Raw genomic sequence first — 18626 nt, forward strand, 5'->3', positions numbered from 1 at the left:
TGTTTGTTTTGATAGTGCTATTTTCTATCTCGTGGGCCAGTGCCTCCATTTGAATTAAAGCCAAAAAGGACCTCGAACATGAAAGGTATATCTGTATTAGTCTGCGCGATGATGGTGTCGGCAAGTGTATTGGCATTTGAAGGGTCTCCTAGCCAGAATAATCCTCCCGGTGTTATCCAAACAGAGTCCGGGACGGGGGCCAATGTGTATTATTTGGGGCGGTGATTATATCAGTCCGCTAACTATTAGTGCTGGCAACTCGTCTTTCACTAAAGACACGGTAGTGTTTATTTCAAATAAGGGGGATGCGCCTACGACCGTAAATGCGACTAATACCAACTTGGATGCGCCATTCCAACTTCTTGGAAAGTCCAGTGTATTATTCGTGTGGGATGAAAAGAAAACGACTTGGGTGAAACGCAGCAGCGGCTCATTTGACGCTCCTCTACCCGATGGCGCTCGTCCAAGTGGGCAGCAGGATGTCGCTCCTGCAAGCGAACAATGAGTAAAGTAGTTTGACGATTGATTGACTTATATGGCGGCCCAAGGTACAGCAGCACATCTGTTTTTTGGAAGGCGGCATTTTTCTCGAAAGATCTTTAGCTATTTGAAATGGCTTTATTGACAGTGGCCAACCGATAAACCGAATACTCCTTTTCGTGTAATAGATGCTCTTCTTGCCCCATGGGTGAGTGGGTGTGCTTTAGCCATCGTGTGGTTCTGCCGATGCACACGTTATGCACGTTATTAATATAACGACGATCTAAATTATTTCGGATGCGGCTTTATTGCAATCATAGCTAACAGCCGACACAAATAACCAGAGGTGAGTCATGGAACATAACATCATGGGGCTCGACCCTTGCGATTGGCAGAACCATACGATTTTTAATGCCACCACTCAAAAGCGCAACACGGTTGACCTGCGAACAGGTTTGTTTGAAGTTTATGTGCCGTTACTTTCGGTGACCGGTAACGCGGGTGCCGGGCCGGTGGTGGACATGAGCCTTTTTTACACCCCGGTAGTCAACAATGCCGCGGGCCTGGGAGACGGCTGGTCCTTCGCCTTTACCCATTATCATGAAAAAAACCAGCAGTTGACGTTGCACTCGGGCGAAGTACTGCGTGTGGAAAAGAACAAGGACCTAGAACAGCCAGCCGTCATTGTGAAGTGGAATCAGGGAAATCTGACGGTGCTACGCCGGGATGGCAGGATCGAAGTTCTGAAACAGCTGGACGATAGTCAAATCTATATGCCAGAAACGCTGACCACCGATGGCTACAACTTTCTTACACTGGAGTGGACTGCGACCGCTCATGAAATAAACGGCATCACTCACCATCAAATTAAATTGACACAAATCAAGGATGCTTTACGTGCCCTGCTCAAAATGGAATATGCGCCGGCATCAGTCAGCATAGTCTTCTGGCCTGACGATACCGCTGAAACACTGAGCTTCGAGCTCGCCCTTGATAATTATGCGCTCAAGTCAGTAAAAGCTGCGGATGGCACAACATGTACCTTCGGCTATCAGGATCATGACGCCTGCGGTTGGCTGTTGGACGAGATCATCAGCTTTGAAGGTCTTAAAGAAAAAGTCACCTATGCCGACAACGGGCTGGATTTTTATGGTGACCCCAAATTGTCAGCACTTCCCAGTGTTCTCAGCCATACGCTGACACCGCGCGGAAGTATAACGGATGTTAACACCTGTTACTCTTTTGAACTTGTTAATAAAAAGGATTACGTAACCTCGGTTTGGTTGGGGGGCTCGAAAGCCTCTGCGGAGACGGATGACTCAATTCGGAAGGCTACTTATTTTTACGATAGGGGCCATGAGTTGTTTTTAGAGTCCGCGTCGCAAAGCGGGGCTAAGATCATGAAGTATTATAAGAGGGACGGATTAGAGCGTTCAACGATAATTTCGCATCTTGATAATAAGGGGGTCAGTGAAAAAGAAGTGTTGAGTATATTTGGCAAGGACATGGAGATTTATTCGAATGCTCAGTGCGGCGAAACTACAGAGTGGTGTCACTCAGGTCCGCTTTACGAAGGTATGAGTAGAGCGCGCACCTTTTATGGGCTTTTGCTGGGAGCAAATGCTGGAAAGTTGGGTTTAGGCGATGGAGGGACCATTGATCACGATATTGCATGGTACGCGATGCATCCAGACGACTCTTACCGCGTTTATGAGAAGCCTGTGTCTGATGGCTCGGGTTTTCCCTCAAAATATATTGAAGCTGAAGCGGTTCGAAAGGGTGTTAATAAAAGTAGTTTTTGGGACGATACATCCGCTCCAGAGCATGAGCTAAATTGGTTTATACGACAGACTAAGACAGTAAAGGATTGTACTGCTTTCAGGTATTATATTTACCATCCGATCCCGGGTCTGACTGATAAAAAGATCTCGAATGTTTTACAAATGATTAATGCTGCCCAAGACATTACGAAGGCCGCTTTTGTCGGACAGCAGATCGAGTACCACCAAACTGATGACTTTCGCAAAGGGCGCCAGCAGAAAGTCACCCTGGATTCCGCGGAAGGTAATGGTAAATTGTTAGGGATCGGCGAGCCCGCACGGACCTTTGACTATACTCTTGAGAAAACCGAACTCACCACCACAACCACACAAGCCGACGCATTGGGTAATAAGCGGGCCTCTTCAGAGACTCACAGCATCCTGAGTGGTCGCCTGATTCGTCAGGTCGATGAAGACGGCAATCAAGCCGACTATGGCTACGACGCCTACGGTCGATTGTCTACCCACACCACCTGCGCACAAAGCCCGACCTACAAACAGGTGACCACCTATTCCTATCCGTCCGCCGGGCGATTGGAAATAACAGAGCCCAATGGTTTGAAACATGCCCGCGAATATGATGGTCAGGGCAATCTGGTCAAGGAGTATCTGCAAACACCTGAAACACCTGAATGGCGTCTGGTTCTGGACGTCAGCTATGACAAGCTGGGCCGCGAGTTGCGCACTACTCGTTATGATTACCTGAGCGACGGCACCCAAGTCAGCGAGTGGTACGAGTTGAAGTACGACGCCTGGAATGAGGAATGCGGCCGTCTGTACAGCGATGGTCTAGAAACAGTCAACGCTTACGACCCTGTGGCCAGGACGCGGACCGAACGGGCCGGAGGTGCGGCTGACAAGCATGGCAAGGTCACGAGCTACAACGAGGATGAAACCGTTGCCAAGGTAGAGTGGACAGATGCCGGCGGCACGGTTTACCAAACCCAGACGGCCAGCTATACCCCTGCCAGGCAGGTCGAGCAACTGCAGACCACCACAGAGTTCGGGATTATCACTATCAAGTATGTCTACGACGGCCTCGGACGTTTGTTGAGTGAGCAACACACGGAAAAAGGTAAGGCGGAAGATGCTGTGGCGCTCACTTATACCTATAGCTACCAGTACCCCCGGCACTGGCTGATCAGTGAGGCTCAGCAGATCGACATTGAGTTTAATGGGGTAAAAAGGACATTGGGCAAACGCACCTTCGACAGTTGGGGCCGGGTGAGTTCGCTTTCCCGAGGCCGCTCTACCGAAACCTTTACTTACGTTGGCGCAAGTAAGGTTGCTAGCTCGAAAACAACCGCCGAGGGCACAACGCTGAACTATGAATACATCAAGGAACTGGGCAATCGTTTGAGTAAAGTTTCTGCGGCCGGTGACGAGAAGCACTTTACCTACGCCTATGGAGCGCAACTCACCTCAACGGCAGGTGAGGGTGAAAGGCTGTTGACCTACCATCACGATCTCAACAGTCGCCTAAGCAAGCAACGAGCGCAAACGCAGGGCGCAGCATCGCAGGGTAAAGAAGCCCAAAGCACCTATTCATTCGGCGGGCGCTTGCTCAGTGAGGTGGATGTACAGGGAAGTGAGATCAAGTATGCCTATAACAGTCTTGGGCAACGGCACACCACAGAAAGCGGCGACCTGAAGACCACGCATGCCTACAATTCTTTTGGCCTTTTGCAGGAGGAAGTCATTACGCAGGGCGGGGAAAGTCTAACGGTGAAATACAACTACGACCCCCAGCAACGTGAAACCAGTCGCAACTTCAAGCTTGGTGACAAGGTCGACCTGACACTGCATCGCACCTACAACTTCAACAACAGCTTAAAATCGATCCAGTTGAAAGAAGGTGACGAAGTCCTGGGCTCGCGTGATCTGACCTACACGGAAGGCGGGCGGCTCGCCTCTTGCGTCTCCACCGGGGTATGGCGGCCGGAAAATCCGAAGAACAAAAGCATCGACAGTCAGACGTTCACCTATGATGCGCTGGGTAATATCAGTCAGTGTGTCACCCAATTTGGGACAGAAAGTTGCACCAGCACCTACACCTACGATGGCGAAAGTGGCTGTCGCCTTGAAGCAGTTGCGCATGACCATTCGGACTATCCCCGTGCTTTGAACCCAACCTATGACGGTGCTGGGCGCGTGACCCGAGACCAGAAAGGCAAAACCTATGGCTATGACTGGCTGGGACGGATGACGCAGGCGGGGTCGAGGCATTATACCTACGACCCCATGGACCGCGTCATGACTTGCGGCCAAGGGGAGGAGCAACGTCAGATCATCTATGACGGGCTTCAGGTGCGCGGCGAGTATTACCCGGATGGAACGGACGCCAACCGACATCTGTGCCCCGGTAGTGCGGCGTGTACCGTGCAACGCGTCAAGCGTTCAGGGGTAAACAGGACCCTGTTTGAACTGCGCGACGCCGAGGGCACAGTATTGGTGAGCTACGACGTGCAGGCAGAGACGATAAAGCATCACGCCTATACCGCCTATGGCGAACATGCTTCGGACGAAAAAGACTCGCTACTGGGCTTCAACGGCGAGTACCGCGATGCTGACAACGATCAATACCCATTGGGTCAGGGGTATCGCTGGTATGATCCGGACAGTCGACGCTTCAATAGTCAGGATAGCCTCAGCCCCTTCGATGTGGGCGGCCGGAATGTCTATGGGTACTGCGACGGCGACCCTGCCAATGTGCAGGATCCCAGCGGCCACGTCGGTTCTGGCGCAGCCAGCAGTGGATTACGTCAAATTTGGGGCGGCCGCACGCCCAGACCACTTGGGTTGGGCAAGTACGGGCCGCTGATGATTGCGATACTTTTTTCGGGCATTGGTGTATTGACCGCCGTGATGACGGGAGGGACCTCATTATTATTGGCGGCAGCTCTGATTGCATTGGCTATTGCCGCGGCTGCCACCGCCATAACTTCAGTGGTCATTGCCGACTCCCATCCTAAGTTGGCAGCCGTTCTGGGTTGGGTGTCACTAGGGTTGACGGTTGTTGGTGGGGTAGGGACATTGCTCAAGAAAATCGGGCAACTTGCTGTTCATCTGGCCCGCTCTGGCATGGCTGTGGCCAGGGACCTTTTCTATAAAACTGCGGCTCGCATGGTGCCGACCCTGAGGCAGTTCAGGTTGTTCAATGGTTACGCCAAATTATATGCGCAGCCTGCTCAGCTCATTAAAAGCGGCATAAATGGACTGGATAAAACTGTCAGAAATCTGGTCGACGATGCACTCCATCCGATCAAGAACTTCCCCTTTGATGGCAAGTCCTTGATAAGGGCGGGAGGAGCTCTTCAGCTCTTTGATGTCGGTGATGCGAATACGGTCATTTGTTGCGTCACTGGCGTGCTGGCGAATGCAGAGGTATTTGAGTCCGACCGGGATAAATTCGTTAACTCAAACACCAATAACTTAACATGGCTGCCTTGGGGGCAATTCAATATTGGGCGCCGTTGATTTAGACGCTTAAGGCGTCGGCGTGTGGTTCGTCGACAAACTGTGGGGCGCTCGCCGAGGGCGAGCGTTCCCACAGTGCTGAGTTTGCGTAGGGTGAGGCAAAAAACGTCTTGCCCCATTGGCACAAGGACCCTGTTGATCTGAGTGCCGTCAGGTTTAAATCTTCAAGTATCCGATTAGAAGCAAAAGATGCCAGCCAGCTGGGTTGGCATTTCTCGCCAACCCGTGTGGTGGCGGACAGCACCGTGATCGATGCGCGCTCCATTGGCCAGGGGCTGCAGAATGATCGTCTCCTAGGTAGGACGGGGTACTACGACTTCTAACCGGGTTCGATAGGTGGCCGGGCTGAACACCCGCGTCACCACCAGCATCGCGACCGCCGTCACCGTCAGCACCCCCCAGGCGCTGACAAAACTACCGGTGAGTTCACGCAGCCAGCCGGTCAGCCACGGCGAAATCGCATTGATCAAAAAGCCCACGCCCTGCACGAACGCCGCCAGTTGCCCGGCCTGGCGCGGGTCGCGGTGGTGATCGAGGGTCAGCAGCAGGCTCAGCGCAAAACACGCGCCCAGACCGAAGCCGCACAACGCGACCCACAGATGGGGCAACTGCAACGGCGCGATCAACAGGCCGAGATAGCCGATGGTCTGGGCCAGCAGGCTGATCCACAGCAGCGGGCGACGGTCGACCCCGCGTTGCGCCAACACCGGCATCAGCAACGCGGCGATCACCTGGAAGATTGTCATGAACGCCAGCAACGAACCACTGGGCAACACACCCCAACCCAGTTGCTGATAGTAGGCGGGCAGCCACGCCACCAGGCTCATGTAGCCGCAATTCACCAAGCCGAAATACAGCGCCAGCAGCCACGCGCGACGATTGCGCAGGCCCTGAAAGGCAGGTGCTACCTGTGGGTTTTTCGCTGCGCCCAGTGGCAACCAGGCCCACAGCAGTAGCGCGGCCAATGCCGGCAACAGCCAAACCCCAAGCCCGGCCTGCCAGTGCTGGAAATGACTGGCCACCACCGGACTGAGCAGCGCCGCGAGGCCGCCGCCGGCCATCAACGATGCCGAATACACGCCCATCGCCACCGGCACGCGCTGATGGAATTCACGCTTGATCATCGCCGGCACCAACGCCTGGATCAGCGCCACACCGGCACCGCCAAGCAATGCGGTCACCAGCAACGTCGAACCCTGGCCCATCAGCCAACGGGCCAGGCACGCCAGCAGGATCATCACCAGGCCCAGGGCGATGCCGCGGCGTTCACCCAATCGCGCTTCGACGCGTACGCCTACCAGCGCCACCAAGCCCATGCACACTACTGGCAGGCTGGTGAGCAGGGCGCTGCTCTGGAAACTCAGGCCGGTGGCCTGGCGAATCTCGCCGAGCAACGGGCTGATGGAGCTGAGGATCGGGCGCAGGTTCAGGCCCAGGACCACCAGCAGGCCCCAGCCGGCGAGGGATTTATTCAGGGGCATGCAGGCTGTTCCATTCGCGATACAGGGCGGTCATGGCCGCATCGGGCAGGTGCTGGATCGGCATGCGTTGTTCGTCCAAGGGCAAGCCCACTTGTTGCCCGATCGCCGCCGTCGACAACCCGAAGGGCTCGGCCATGGCATTGCTGGCGGCAAACACCACGCGCTCTACCCCGCACAGGTACAGGGCGCTCAGGCACATCGGGCAGGGCTGGCCGCTGGCATAGATCACGCAGCCGTCCAGGCGCGCGCCGAGCTGTCGGCTGGCAGCACGGATCGCCAGCAGCTCGGCGTGAGCGGTGGGATCCTGGGTCAGGTGGATTTCATTCACGGCTTCAGTCAGCACTTCGCCGTTGTGCGTCAGTACCGCGCCAAACGGCCGGCCCCCTTGGGCGACATTGGTCTGGGCCAGTCGGATGGCGCGTTGCAGGTGCTGTTGATCGTCGGTCATTGGGATCCCTCTGGGCAGGACGGAGGGTGAAGTATGGGCAGCCGCCGAGGTATTCTGAAATTAAATATAACCATGCCAACCAGTGGCAAATGGAATGGTGAGCGCCATGTTTGATCCCGTGTTGTTGCGCAGCTTTGTTGCCGTGGTCGATTGCGGCAATTTCACCCGCGCCGCTGAGCGCCTGCACCTGACGCAGTCCACCGTCAGCCAGCAGATTCGTCGCCTGGAAGAAGCGCTGGCGTGCCAGTTGCTGGACCGCAACCAGCGCCGTGTGGTGGCCACCGCCGAGGGCGAACGCCTGTTGGCCTATGCACGGCGCATCCTGGCGCTGCATGAAGAAGCCGCCGATGTATTGATCAACCAGCAAAGCGACGGTGTGCTGCGCCTCGGTGTGCCGGAAGACTTCGCCGCCGAGCGCCTGATGCCGCTGCTTTCGTCGTTTGTACAGGCCTATCCCCGCGTGCGCCTGGAAGTCACCAGCGGCCTTGGCCCCGAGTTGCAGCGCCAGTACCGCAGCGGCGAGTTCGACGTATTGCTGGTCAAGCAGATGGGCGACAGCGATGACTGCCTGGCCTCATGGCCGGAGCCGCTGTGCTGGGTCGACAGCCGCAGCACGCCGTCCCTGAGGCGTGACCCCTTGCCGTTGGTGGCCTTTCCGGTGGGCGGCCTGTACCGCAACGAAATGCTGCAACACCTGGAAGTGAGCGGCTGGCGCTGGCGCATTGGCTACTCCAGCGCCAGCCTGGCCAGCGTGTGTTCGGCGGTGGCGGCGGGGTTGGGTATCAGTTTGTTGCCCCGTCGAGTCGTGCAGGCCGGGCATGTCGTGCTGGGGCCGGACAGCGGTTTGCCCAGGGTCCAAGGTGTGCGATTGGCGTTGTATGGCCGCACTGGCCTGGGTACGGCAGGGCAGAGCCTGCAACGCCAATTGCTCGATTTGTGTGCAAACAGCCCCGCCTGATCCATGCCTTTACTGAATATTTTTTATGCCTGAAAGGCATCTAAAGACAGCGCCTCGGCGCCAGGCCTTGCAGGGCGTGGCTTTGCCATTTCAGCCTGTTTCATTTATTCAATTTTGATCTATGTATAACTTTAAAGATTACTTTAAGAGATAAGCGTCTGGCACCGATGATTCAGCCCTCGACGGCCTTCCACGCAGGCCCGTCGGTTGTTTGGTTTCGAAACCGTAGGGAGTGAATTAATGGGCAATGTCCAGACCGCCGCCAGTGCACACGAGGCGCAATGGCGCCAGGCACCGAGTGGCGAGTTGGTCGACCTTGGCCGGCCGCACCGTGCGCCGTTGGGGCAGTTGCGGACGCAGAAAACCCCAAAGCGCTTCTCCAGCCGCCGCGAAGGGATCCTGCTCGGTCTGTTGGTACTGGCCCTGCACGGTGCGGTGATTTATTGGGTAAGCCAGAAACCCACTCCAGTGCTGCCGATTGTGCCGCCGGAAATTCCGCCGATGACCATCGAATTTTCCCAACCGGCGCCGCCCGTGGTGGAACCGCCGCCGCCTGTGCCGCCGCCCCCTCCGCCCCCCGTGGTCGAGCCACCGCCGCCGGTGGTGGATGAGTTGGCCGCCAAGCCGGCGCCGCCCAAACCGATTCCGAAACCCAAGCCCAAGCCGGTTCCCAAGCCTGAGCCCAAGCCCGCACCGAAACCGGTCGAGCAGGCGCCCACGCCACCGAAACCGGCGCCACCGGCCCCCGCGCCCGCTCCGCCTGCGCCAGCCCCGGTGACACCGGCTTCGGCCAACGCCGCGTACTTGAAGAACCCGGCGCCGGAGTACCCGTCACTGGCCCAGCGTCGCGGTTGGGAAGGCACGGTGTTGTTACGGGTGCATGTATTGGCCAGCGGCAAGCCGGGTGAGATCCAGATCCAGAAAAGCAGCGGTCGCCAGCAACTCGATGACGCCGCACTGACCGCCGTGAAGCGTTGGAGCTTCGTGCCGGCCAAGCAGGGCGATGTGGCCCAGGACGGCTGGGTCAGCGTACCGATCGATTTCAAGATTCACTAACTATTGCGCTGCGGTGTGTTGCACACACCGCGACCTGTACAGAGGGGAAACATCATGGCATTAGCATCTCCACTTGAATCCATCGAAAGCGCGGTGATCTGGCTGCTGGTGGTTTTTTCGGTCGCCACCTGGGGCCTGGCCCTGCTCAAGGGCGTGCAGTTCGGTCGCCTCAAGGCCCAGGATCGCAGGTTCCATAAACAGTTCTGGGCGGCGTCGAGTCTCGACTCGGCCGCCGAACTGGCCGAAACCCAGCCAGGCGCTGCTGCCCGTGTCGCCCAGGCCGGTTATGCCGCGATTCAGGTGGGTGAAACCCCGCACGCCGCTGACCTCAGCCAGGCGATCAATCATCAGGACCGTCTCGAACGTGCCCTGCGCCAGCAGATCGTGCGGGAGCGGCGTTCCCTGGAGACCGGCCTGGCCGTGGTCGCCAGTATCGGTAGCACCTCGCCGTTTATCGGCCTGTTCGGCACCGTGTGGGGGATCATGGAGGCGCTCAAGGGCATCAGCGCCGCCGGTTCCGCCAGCCTCGAAACCGTGGCCGGTCCGATCGGTGCAGCACTGGTTGCGACGGGCGTGGGTATCGCTGTCGCGGTGCCGGCGGTGCTGGTCTACAACTATTTCCTGCGTCGCCTGAAACTGACGGCTGCCGACCTGGATGACTTTGCCCACGACTTCTACAGCCTGGCGCAGAAGAATTCGTTCCGCGTGCTGCTGCATCCTGCCTTGACCAAGCATGCGCCCGGCAACCCGCAGAAAGTGAAGGAGGCGTCCTGAGATGGCCTTTTCCACGCAAGACAGTGATGAGGTGCTGAGCGAGATCAACGTCACGCCGCTGGTGGACGTGATGCTGGTACTGCTGGTGGTGTTTATCGTCACCGCGCCGCTGTTGACCAACGCGATCCCGATCAACCTGCCCAAGACCGAGGCCGTGGCCCCGGTGGAGCAGAAAGACCCGCTGGTGGTGAGCATCGACGGCGCCGGCAAACTGTTTATCAACAAGGACGAAATCCAGCCGGACCTGCTGGAATTCAACCTGCAGGCGGCGAAGGCCAAGGACCCCGATGTGCGGGTGCAACTGCAGGCTGACGATGGTGTGAACTACGGCGAAGTGGCGCGAGCCATGGCGTCTATCGAGCGCGCGGGGATTACCAAGCTGTCGGTGATTACCGCACGTTAGTTGCAACGCTTCCACCAATAGCCTCGACAATTTTTTGGCCGTTTCCTTGGCAGGGTGCGGCCTTTTTTTTGCCTGGGATTTACTCAACGCCCCGAGTCCCTATGTGGAACCTGGTCAATGTGGGAGGGGGCTTGCTCCCGATAGCAGTGGGTCAGTTGATACAGGTGGCGGCTGATACACCGCCATCGGGAGCAAGCCCCCTCCCACAGTTTGATCTTCATCGGCTTTGATATTTTGGTTATTAATAAATAGCTTCTTATTCCTTAACGAATATAACCCTCGTCCCTATACTGTTCAGCAACGTTAAACGCTGCAGGAGGGCACACCCATGCACAGCGAGTCGATTCGTTACCTGATCGTGCCGGGCTGGCAAGGATCGCCAGAAGATCATTGGCAAAGTCATTGGCAGAACAGCCTGCCCAACAGCGCCCGTGTGGAACAGGCCGACTGGCTGACGCCACGGCGCGAAGACTGGGTCGCCGCGCTGGCCGAGGCCATTGCGGCCGACAGCACGCCAGTGATCCTGATCGCCCATAGCCTGGGCTGCATCACAGTGGCGCATTGGGCGGCCACCGCGCCAGTGCAGTTCCTGCGCCAGGTGCGTGGTGCCTTGCTGGTGGCTCCGGCCGATGTCGAACGCCCGGCGTGCTCGCCTGCCCTGCGCAACTTTGCGCCGATTCCGACCGACTTGCTGCCGTTTCCCACCCAGGTGGTCAGCTCCGATAACGACAGCGCCGTCAGCGCTCCTCGTGCCGTGGAACTGGCGCGTAACTGGGGTGCTGAAGCCGGCATTCTGTCCGGTGCCGGCCATATCAATGTGAAGTCCGGCCACCAGCGTTGGGAGCAGGGTTTTGCCTACCTTTATCGCCTGCAAAGCCGCCTTGAGCATCACGCCCGGCGCACTGCCTGACTATCTTTAAACGCCCCGTCCCTGAGTGGATTTGGGGCGGGAGCCTGCCATGAGCCTGCATGAAACCTACGGTCAGCCACTGCTGACCTTCCCCGACGCGGAAAAAAGCCCGCTGAGCATTCGCGCCAAAGCGTTGGTCTTTGTTGATCCACGCTCGCGGCAACTGCGCGAAGACTTGGAAAGCCTCGCGCCGCGCGCCTTACCGGTGCTGATTCGCGGCGAGACCGGCAGCGGTAAAGAGCTGCTGGCGCGGCACATCCACCGTGGCAGCGACCGCACCGGGCTGTTTGTCTCGGTCAATTGCGGCGCCATCAGCCCGACCTATGCCGATGCCGAGTTGTTCGGTTATGCGGCCGGTGCCCACAGTGGCGCGGCCAGCAGCCGGGCGGGGTGGTTCGGTTCGGCGAATGGCGGCACCTTGTACTTGGATGAGATCGGCGACTTGCCGCTACCGATCCAGGTAAAACTGCTGGCCGCGCTGGAAAACCATGAAGTCACCCGCGTCGGCGCCCATCAGCCCAGCCCGGTGGATGTGCGCCTGGTGGCGGCCACCAGCATCGACTTGGCCCAGGCCGTGGCCGCCGGCAAGTTCCATGAGCGCTTGTTCCATTACCTGAGCGAAGGCCAACTGGACTTGCCCGCCTTGCGCGAGCGTGTCGGTGACATCCTGTCCCTGGCCGAGTATTTCCTGGGCATCTACAGCCAGCGCCTGGACCTGCCGGTGCCGCTGATCAGCGACGCCGCCCAGCGCGTGCTGGAGCACCACACCTGGCCGGGCAATACCCGTGAGCTGGAAAACGTTATTCACTTTGCATTACTGGTCAGCAGCGGCGATGAGATTTTGCCCGAGCATCTGAATTTGCCTGTGGGGGGCACGCCGTTGGAGCAGGTACAGCGAATTTTCAACACGGCCAGCCCCGCCGAGCGGGAAACCTTGCGTAGCTTTCTACGTGAACAAACCGCTACATGAGCAAAATGGAATATCAACGTGAATAAAAGATATTGTTCGGGAATAAAAAATCTAGGTATTGTCCCTCCCACGCCGCGATAGCACTTCGCTGGCACACCACATAAAAAACGGCCGTCAGAGACGACCCGGAATTTCGATAAGGACACTGCATGAAAAAGGTTCTGTTGTTTACCGCACTGGCGGCTGCCCTGACTGCTGGCTTCGCCCAGGCTAACGAGAAACTGGTGGTGGCCGCGACCCCAGTGCCGCACGCCGAGATCCTCGAATTGGTCAAGCCAACCCTCGCCAAAGAAGGCGTGGACTTGGAAATCAAAGTCTTCACCGACTACGTACAACCTAACGTGCAGGTGGCTGAGAAGCGCCTGGATGCCAACTACTTCCAGACCCTGCCGTACCTGGAAAACTTCAACAAGGGCAAGGGCACCAACCTGGTCACCGTGGTTGGCGTGCACGTTGAACCCTTCGGCGGTTACTCGAAAAAGATCAAGAACATCTCCGAGCTGAAAGATGGCGCCACCGTGGCCATTCCTAACGAAGGCTCCAACAGCGGCCGCGCCCTGTTGCTGCTGCAGAAAGCCGGTGTGATCACCCTGAAAGATCCGACCAACGCCCTGGCCACGCCAAAAGACATCGCCAGCAACCCCAAGAACCTGAAGTTCAAAGAGCTGGAATCGGCCCTGCTGCCACGCGTGCTGGATCAGGTTGACCTGGACTTGATCAACACCAACTACGCCCTGGAAGCTGGCCTCAACCCAGCCAAGGACGCGCTGATCATCGAAAGCGCTGACTCGCCATACGTGAACTTCCTGGTGGCTCGCCCGGACAACAAGGACAGCGACGCTATCCAGAAACTGTCCAAGGCCCTGACCAGCCCGGAAGTGAAGGCTTTCATCGAGAAGAAGTACAACGGTGCAGTCGTGCCAGCGTTCTGATGTAACTAAAAACCCCCTTCAAGGTTTCAACGCCGGCGGCTTATCTAGCGTCGGCGTTTTTTATGCCTGAAATTTGGAATGCAATCCAAATGTGGGAGGGGGCTAGCCCCCGATTGCAGTGTGTCAGCCAATCAATCTGTAACTGAAACACCGCCATCGGGGGCAAGCCCCCTCCCACATTTGATCTTCATCTCACAGTGGATACTTCGGTGTTTTACAGGGCTCTGCTATTGATCGCCCGGCGCAATGCCACCAGCCACTTCACCAGTTCCTTTGGATCGATTGGTGTTGTTGTGTTCATTATTCAATCCCTCGAAATACAGACCCCCCAACCATAGCCGTCACCTGCCAAACCCGCGAATCCGACGGTTATCTTTTTGGGTGATATGAATATGCTATTTAGGTATTTAAATTTTACTTTTTATACCTTTAAAGTTCGCGCTACCCGGCGTTACCCACGCTGGATCGGACGGCGCTCGCCGCATTACCCCTGCGGCGTCATGGACTAGAAATGACCTTCGATTTCGCTTTTATCCTCAGCACCTTGCCGGCGTTTCTAAAGGCCGTGGGGGTGACGCTGCAAGTGGGCTTGATCGCCATTGCCACCTCCTTGCTGGTGGCGCTGATCAACGCGGCGCTGCTGGTGTTTCGCACGCCGTACCTGTCGCGGCTGGTGGCGCTGTATGTGGAGCTGGCGCGCAACACGCCGCTGCTGATCCAACTGTTTTTCGTGTACTTCGCGCTACCGGCCCTGGGCTTCAATATTTCCGGGTTCTGGGCGGCAATCATCACCATGACGTTCCTTGGCGGCGCCTACCTCACCGAAGTGCTGCGCGCCGGTGTGGAAGCGGTGCCGCTGGCGCAGATCGAGTCGGGCAAGTCCATCGGCCTGTCCGACTGGCAGCTGCTGCGCCACGTGATCCTGCCCCAGGCCGGCATTCTCAGCTTGCCGGCGCTGTTCGCCAATTTCATCTTCCTGCTCAAGGAGACCACCGTGGTCTCTGCTGTGGCGGTGCCGGAGATTCTCTACACCACCAAAAGCTACATCGCCCTTTACTACAAGACTTACGAAATGCTTGCCGTGCTGACGCTGATTTGCGTGCTGCTGTTCCTGCCACTGTCGCTGCTGCTCAGCCGCCTGGAAAGGAGGCTCCAGCATGGCCAGTTCGGGTCTTGAGTTGTTGTGGGTGTCGTTGCCGCAACTGGGCAAGGGCGCTGCGCAGACCCTGTCGATTTCGTTTTTGAGCATCGCCTTCAGTACTGTCGGCGGCGTGTTGTATGGCGTGCTGCGCACCTTGAACAACCGGCTGATCAACGCTGTGCTACGGGTGTACCTGGAGTTGTTCCGCGCGATTCCGGTGCTGGTGTGGCTGTACCTGCTGTTTTTCGGCCTGCCGATTTTCTTTGGCCTGAGCATCCCGAGTTTCTGGTGCGCCGTGCTGGTGTTGTCGTTGTGGGGCGCCAGCGAGGTTGGCGAAGTGGTGCGTGGCGCGTTGCATTCGCTGCCCCGTGGCCAGCGTGAAGCGGGGTTGTCGATTGGGCTGTCCGATCCGCAACTGTACGGCTACGTGCTGCTGCCCCAGGCCCTCAAACGCATGACGCCACCGACCATCAACGTCTACACGCGCATCATCAAGACCAGCTCCCTGGCGGTGCTGATCGGCGTGGTGGACGTGATTAAGGTCGGTCAGCAAATCATCGAGCGCACCTATGAGTCCGTGTTGATCTACGGCGTGCTGTTCCTGTTTTTCTTCTTTATCTGCTACCCGTTGTCGGCCGCCTCCAAGGTGCTGGAACGGCGCTGGGCCCAAACATGAGTGCGTTGATCGAGTTCCAGGGTTTCAACAAGTTTTTCGGCGACCAGCAGGTGCTCAAGGGCATCGACCTGAGCGTGCAAAGCGGCGAAGTGGTGGTGATCCTCGGCCCCAGCGGCTGCGGCAAAAGCACTTTGCTGCGTTGCCTCAATGGCCTGGAAGTCGCACACAGCGGCAGCCTGCGTTTCGCCGGCAAAGAGCTGTTGAACAACAGCACCGACTGGCGCCAGGTGCGCCAGGACGTGGGCATGGTGTTCCAGAGCTACCATTTGTTCCCGCACATGAGCGTGCTCGATAACATCTTGCTTGGCCCCTTGAAAGTACAAAAACGTGACCCCCGCGAAGCCCGTGAACAGGCAGAAAAACTGCTCGATCGCGTAGGCCTGGCCGATAAGCGCGACGCCTTCCCGCGTCAGCTGTCCGGCGGCCAGCAGCAACGCATCGCCATCGTCCGCTCGTTGTGCATGAACCCCCAGGTCATGCTGTTTGACGAAGTCACCGCCGCCCTCGACCCGGAGATGGTCAAGGAAGTGCTGGAAGTGATCCAGGGCCTGGCCCGCGATGGCATGACCCTGTTGATCGTCACCCACGAAATGGCCTTCGCCCGCGCCGTCGCCGACCGCGTGGTGTTCATGGAGGCCGGTCGCATCCTTGAACAAAACACCCCCGAAGCATTCTTTACGAACCCGCAAACCGCACGCGCGCAGCAGTTCCTGGAGAAGTTCTCCTTTGTTTCAACACTGCCCAAAAAGACCCAGGAACTGGAGCTGATATGAAAAAGTTACTGCTGCCACTGTTGGCCGTCGCCCTGCTGGCCGGCTGCGATAAGAAGGCTGAAGAGCCCACCAAACCCACGGCTGCCGCCGTGAGCTACATCGACAAGATCAAGGCGCGGGACAAGCTGATTGTCGGCGTCTTCACCGATAAGCCACCGTTCGGCTTCGTCAACGAAGCAGGCCGCTATGTCGGCTTCGATACCGACATCGGCCGCCGATTCGCCAAGGACCTGCTGGGCGATGAAAACAAGGTTGAGTTTGTCGCCGTCGAGCCGGCCAGCCGTATTCCGTTCCTGCAAAGCGACAAGGTCGACTTGATCCTCGCCAACATGACGGTGACGCCGGAGCGCAAGGAAGCGGTGGACTTTACCAACCCCAACTTGAAAGTTGCGGTACAGGCCCTGGTGCCTCAGGACAGCTCGGTGAAAAGCCTGGATGACCTGGCCACCCGCACCACCATCGTGACCACCGGCACCACGGCTGATATCTGGCTGACCAAGAACCACCCGGACTGGAAACTGCTCAAGTTTGAGAAGAACTCCGAGTCGTTGCAGGCGCTGTCGGCTGGACGGGGTGATGCCTACGCTCAGGACAATCTGGTGCTGTTCAGCTGGGCCAAGCAGAACCCGGGCTACCGCGTGTTGGAAGAAAAACTCGGTGATGAAGCGCCGATTGCGCCAGCGGTGAAAAAGGGCAACGTCGAACTGCGTGACTGGGTGAATGCCGAGTTGGCGAAGTTGGGTGAGGAAAAGTTTTTGCTCAAGCTGTACGACCAATATGTGCGTAAAGAGCTGAGCGATGACACCCAGCCTGAGAGTGTGATTGTTGAAGGCGGGAAGTGGCAGGGTTGATACCGCTATTCGGGGCAAGCCCCCTCCCACATTATTGATCTGTGAATACATTCAAGTGTGGGAGGGGGCTTGCCCCCGATGAGGCCTTCCAGTCACCCCCTATTCCGGCCAATGCCAAGCCGGCGCATCCAAAATCCCCTGGCCCACGATCCGGGTTTCTCCCATCACCTTCTCCAACACAATCGAATTACACGCCTGGTCCTGCTGCAACGCCGCAATCAACCGGCTGGCGTGTGACACCACCCACACCTGGCACTGCTGGGAGGCTTGGATGATCAAGCGCGCCAACGCGGGTAGCAGGTCCGGATGCAGGCTGGTCTCCGGTTCGTTCAGCACCATCATGGTGGGTGGCCGAGGCGTGAGCAGCGCTGCGATCAGCAGCAGGTAACGCAAGGTGCCGTCGGACAATTCCGCCGCTGACAGTGGCCGCAGCAAGCCCTCCTGATAGAACTCAATCGCGAAGCGCCCGCCCTGTAACGGTTCAATGTTCAGGCGTGCGCCGGGGAATGCGTCGCTGACTGCCCGCTGCAGCGCCTCGGGGTCGCCGATCTCGCGAATGGTCTGCAACGCCGCCGCCAGGTCGCGGCCGTCGTGGTGCAGCACCGGCGTGCGGGTGCCCAGTTGTGGCTGGCGTACCGGCGCATCGACATCGCTGCGAAAGTGATCGTAAAAGCGCCAGCCACGAATGCTTTCGCGCAGCAGCAGCACTTCCGGCGAGCCGCGCAGGCTGCCGACCTGGTCGAACAGGCTGTGGTAGTTGGGCGTGTGCTGGGCCAGTACATCCCAGTTGCGACCGTCACGGGCACGCACCATCGGCCCTGAGCGCTGCACCAGCAGGCTGGCCGGGCGGTAGATCTGGCCCGCCCAGATGCATTCCTTCTTCACCTCAGGGTCCAGGGAGAAAAACGACCGGCTCGGCTCGGGCAGCCCCAGTGAGATGGCGTAGCTGAAATCCTCCCCGGCAAACCCCAGGCGCAAGCGCTTCACGCCCTGGTGCACCACGGCCTCGACCGGCACCTCACCGTTGCGCATACGCCGGCTGATGGTTTCCGGGCCGGCCCAGAAGGTGGAGTCCAGCCCGCCCTCGCGGGCCAGTGCATTGATCACCCCGCCTTGGGCGGTTTCCGCCAGCAGGCGCAGGGCGCGGTACAAGTTGGACTTGCCGCTGCCGTTGGGGCCGGTGACCAGGTTCAGCCGGTCCAGGGGCACCACCAGTTTGTTGATCGAGCGGTAATTGGCCACCGCGAGGGTCTTGAGCATCGGTTACCTACCTGTAGTGAGCGGGCTTGCCCCGCGCTGGGGTGCGTAGCAGTCCCAAAGGAATCACCCCATTCTATCGGAAAGAACTTCTGCACCTGGCGGGGGACCGCTTCGCAGTCCAGCGCGGGGCAAGCCCGCTCACTACAGACAGAAAGCTTCCACCTGTGGAACCCTGAACTAAGCTCACAGTCGCATAAACACTGGCAAGTCGGCATC

At 58.1% G+C, this 18626-nt stretch carries 15 protein-coding genes; 12 read left to right on the top strand and 3 right to left on the bottom strand.

What is annotated here, in order from left to right:
* The first annotated feature begins 833 nt into the window (after positions 1-833).
* A complete protein-coding gene (locus ACI512_RS04125; protein WP_236381055.1) occupies positions 834-5777 on the top strand; it encodes an RHS repeat domain-containing protein in 4944 nt (1647 codons plus the stop codon).
* Between the two features lie 293 nt (positions 5778-6070).
* On the opposite strand, the gene ACI512_RS04130 is transcribed toward ACI512_RS04125, so the two are convergent.
* Complete coding sequence (locus ACI512_RS04130) at positions 6071-7258, bottom strand: CynX/NimT family MFS transporter (protein WP_236381057.1); 1188 nt, start codon at positions 7256-7258, stop codon at positions 6071-6073.
* On the bottom strand, positions 7245-7706 hold the full coding sequence (locus ACI512_RS04135) for a nucleoside deaminase (RefSeq protein ID WP_231807792.1): 462 nt from the start codon (positions 7704-7706) through the stop codon (positions 7245-7247). Before ACI512_RS04135 ends, ACI512_RS04130 begins: the two co-directional genes overlap by 14 nt.
* Before the next feature lie 106 nt (positions 7707-7812).
* On the opposite strand from ACI512_RS04135, the gene ACI512_RS04140 reads away from it, so the two are divergent.
* The 11 genes from ACI512_RS04140 to ACI512_RS04190 all read left to right on the top strand — a co-directional run bounded on the left by ACI512_RS04140 (position 7813) and on the right by ACI512_RS04190 (position 17150).
* Positions 7813-8664: a LysR family transcriptional regulator gene (locus tag ACI512_RS04140; protein WP_236381059.1), complete on the top strand. Its 852-nt coding sequence runs from the start codon at positions 7813-7815 to the stop codon at positions 8662-8664.
* Positions 8665-8904: 240 nt separating this feature from the next.
* Entirely contained in the window at positions 8905-9720 is an 816-nt protein-coding gene (locus tag ACI512_RS04145; protein WP_405121628.1) for an energy transducer TonB, read from the top strand.
* A gap of 54 nt (positions 9721-9774) precedes the next feature.
* Positions 9775-10494 carry a MotA/TolQ/ExbB proton channel family protein gene (locus ACI512_RS04150; protein WP_012721646.1) on the top strand — a complete coding sequence of 240 codons (720 nt, stop codon included), beginning with the start codon at positions 9775-9777 and terminating at the stop codon, positions 10492-10494.
* Between the two features lies 1 nt (position 10495).
* On the top strand, positions 10496-10897 hold the full coding sequence (locus ACI512_RS04155; RefSeq protein ID WP_010565408.1) for a biopolymer transporter ExbD: 402 nt from the start codon (positions 10496-10498) through the stop codon (positions 10895-10897).
* A gap of 328 nt (positions 10898-11225) precedes the next feature.
* Complete coding sequence (locus tag ACI512_RS04160) at positions 11226-11807, top strand: alpha/beta hydrolase (protein WP_012721647.1); 582 nt, start codon at positions 11226-11228, stop codon at positions 11805-11807.
* 49 nt (positions 11808-11856) lie between these two features.
* Positions 11857-12777, top strand: a complete 921-nt coding sequence (locus ACI512_RS04165) for a sigma 54-interacting transcriptional regulator (RefSeq protein WP_405121629.1) — start codon at positions 11857-11859, stop codon at positions 12775-12777.
* Between the two features lie 149 nt (positions 12778-12926).
* The gene (locus tag ACI512_RS04170) at positions 12927-13709 is read left to right on the top strand and encodes a MetQ/NlpA family ABC transporter substrate-binding protein (RefSeq protein ID WP_012721649.1); all 783 of its coding nucleotides are present in this window, start codon (positions 12927-12929) and stop codon (positions 13707-13709) included.
* A gap of 511 nt (positions 13710-14220) precedes the next feature.
* Complete coding sequence (locus ACI512_RS04175; protein WP_003187615.1) at positions 14221-14886, top strand: amino acid ABC transporter permease; 666 nt, start codon at positions 14221-14223, stop codon at positions 14884-14886.
* Complete coding sequence (locus ACI512_RS04180) at positions 14867-15526, top strand: amino acid ABC transporter permease (RefSeq protein ID WP_012721653.1); 660 nt, start codon at positions 14867-14869, stop codon at positions 15524-15526. The genes ACI512_RS04175 and ACI512_RS04180 overlap by 20 nt, the downstream gene beginning before the upstream one ends.
* Positions 15523-16299 carry an amino acid ABC transporter ATP-binding protein gene (locus ACI512_RS04185; protein WP_405121630.1) on the top strand — a complete coding sequence of 259 codons (777 nt, stop codon included), beginning with the start codon at positions 15523-15525 and terminating at the stop codon, positions 16297-16299. Before ACI512_RS04180 ends, ACI512_RS04185 begins: the two co-directional genes overlap by 4 nt.
* A complete protein-coding gene (locus ACI512_RS04190; protein WP_064054167.1) occupies positions 16296-17150 on the top strand; it encodes a transporter substrate-binding domain-containing protein in 855 nt (284 codons plus the stop codon). Before ACI512_RS04185 ends, ACI512_RS04190 begins: the two co-directional genes overlap by 4 nt.
* Positions 17151-17249: 99 nt before the next feature.
* On the opposite strand, the gene ACI512_RS04195 is transcribed toward ACI512_RS04190, so the two are convergent.
* Positions 17250-18410 (bottom strand): AAA family ATPase, encoded by a 1161-nt coding sequence (locus ACI512_RS04195; protein WP_046034576.1) that lies wholly within the window; start codon positions 18408-18410, stop codon positions 17250-17252.
* Positions 18411-18626: the final 216 nt, after the last annotated feature.

It is taken from the genome of Pseudomonas petroselini, assembly GCF_045037875.1.
Classification (GTDB): Bacteria; Pseudomonadota; Gammaproteobacteria; order Pseudomonadales; family Pseudomonadaceae; genus Aquipseudomonas; species Aquipseudomonas petroselini.

Excerpts from the sequence above, each read along its gene's own strand:
- ACI512_RS04125 (WP_236381055.1), top strand. The coding sequence starts at position 834 with ATGGAACATAACATCATGGGGCTCGACCCTTGCGATTGGCAGAACCAT.
- ACI512_RS04130 (WP_236381057.1), bottom strand. The coding sequence starts at position 7,258 with ATGCCCCTGAATAAATCCCTCGCCGGCTGGGGCCTGCTGGTGGTCCTG.
- ACI512_RS04135 (WP_231807792.1), bottom strand. The coding sequence starts at position 7,706 with ATGACCGACGATCAACAGCACCTGCAACGCGCCATCCGACTGGCCCAG.
- ACI512_RS04140 (WP_236381059.1), top strand. The coding sequence starts at position 7,813 with ATGTTTGATCCCGTGTTGTTGCGCAGCTTTGTTGCCGTGGTCGATTGC.
- ACI512_RS04145 (WP_405121628.1), top strand. The coding sequence starts at position 8,905 with ATGGGCAATGTCCAGACCGCCGCCAGTGCACACGAGGCGCAATGGCGC.
- ACI512_RS04150 (WP_012721646.1), top strand. The coding sequence starts at position 9,775 with ATGGCATTAGCATCTCCACTTGAATCCATCGAAAGCGCGGTGATCTGG.
- ACI512_RS04155 (WP_010565408.1), top strand. The coding sequence starts at position 10,496 with ATGGCCTTTTCCACGCAAGACAGTGATGAGGTGCTGAGCGAGATCAAC.
- ACI512_RS04160 (WP_012721647.1), top strand. The coding sequence starts at position 11,226 with ATGCACAGCGAGTCGATTCGTTACCTGATCGTGCCGGGCTGGCAAGGA.
- ACI512_RS04165 (WP_405121629.1), top strand. The coding sequence starts at position 11,857 with ATGAGCCTGCATGAAACCTACGGTCAGCCACTGCTGACCTTCCCCGAC.
- ACI512_RS04170 (WP_012721649.1), top strand. The coding sequence starts at position 12,927 with ATGAAAAAGGTTCTGTTGTTTACCGCACTGGCGGCTGCCCTGACTGCT.
- ACI512_RS04175 (WP_003187615.1), top strand. The coding sequence starts at position 14,221 with ATGACCTTCGATTTCGCTTTTATCCTCAGCACCTTGCCGGCGTTTCTA.
- ACI512_RS04180 (WP_012721653.1), top strand. The coding sequence starts at position 14,867 with ATGGCCAGTTCGGGTCTTGAGTTGTTGTGGGTGTCGTTGCCGCAACTG.
- ACI512_RS04185 (WP_405121630.1), top strand. The coding sequence starts at position 15,523 with ATGAGTGCGTTGATCGAGTTCCAGGGTTTCAACAAGTTTTTCGGCGAC.
- ACI512_RS04190 (WP_064054167.1), top strand. The coding sequence starts at position 16,296 with ATGAAAAAGTTACTGCTGCCACTGTTGGCCGTCGCCCTGCTGGCCGGC.
- ACI512_RS04195 (WP_046034576.1), bottom strand. The coding sequence starts at position 18,410 with ATGCTCAAGACCCTCGCGGTGGCCAATTACCGCTCGATCAACAAACTG.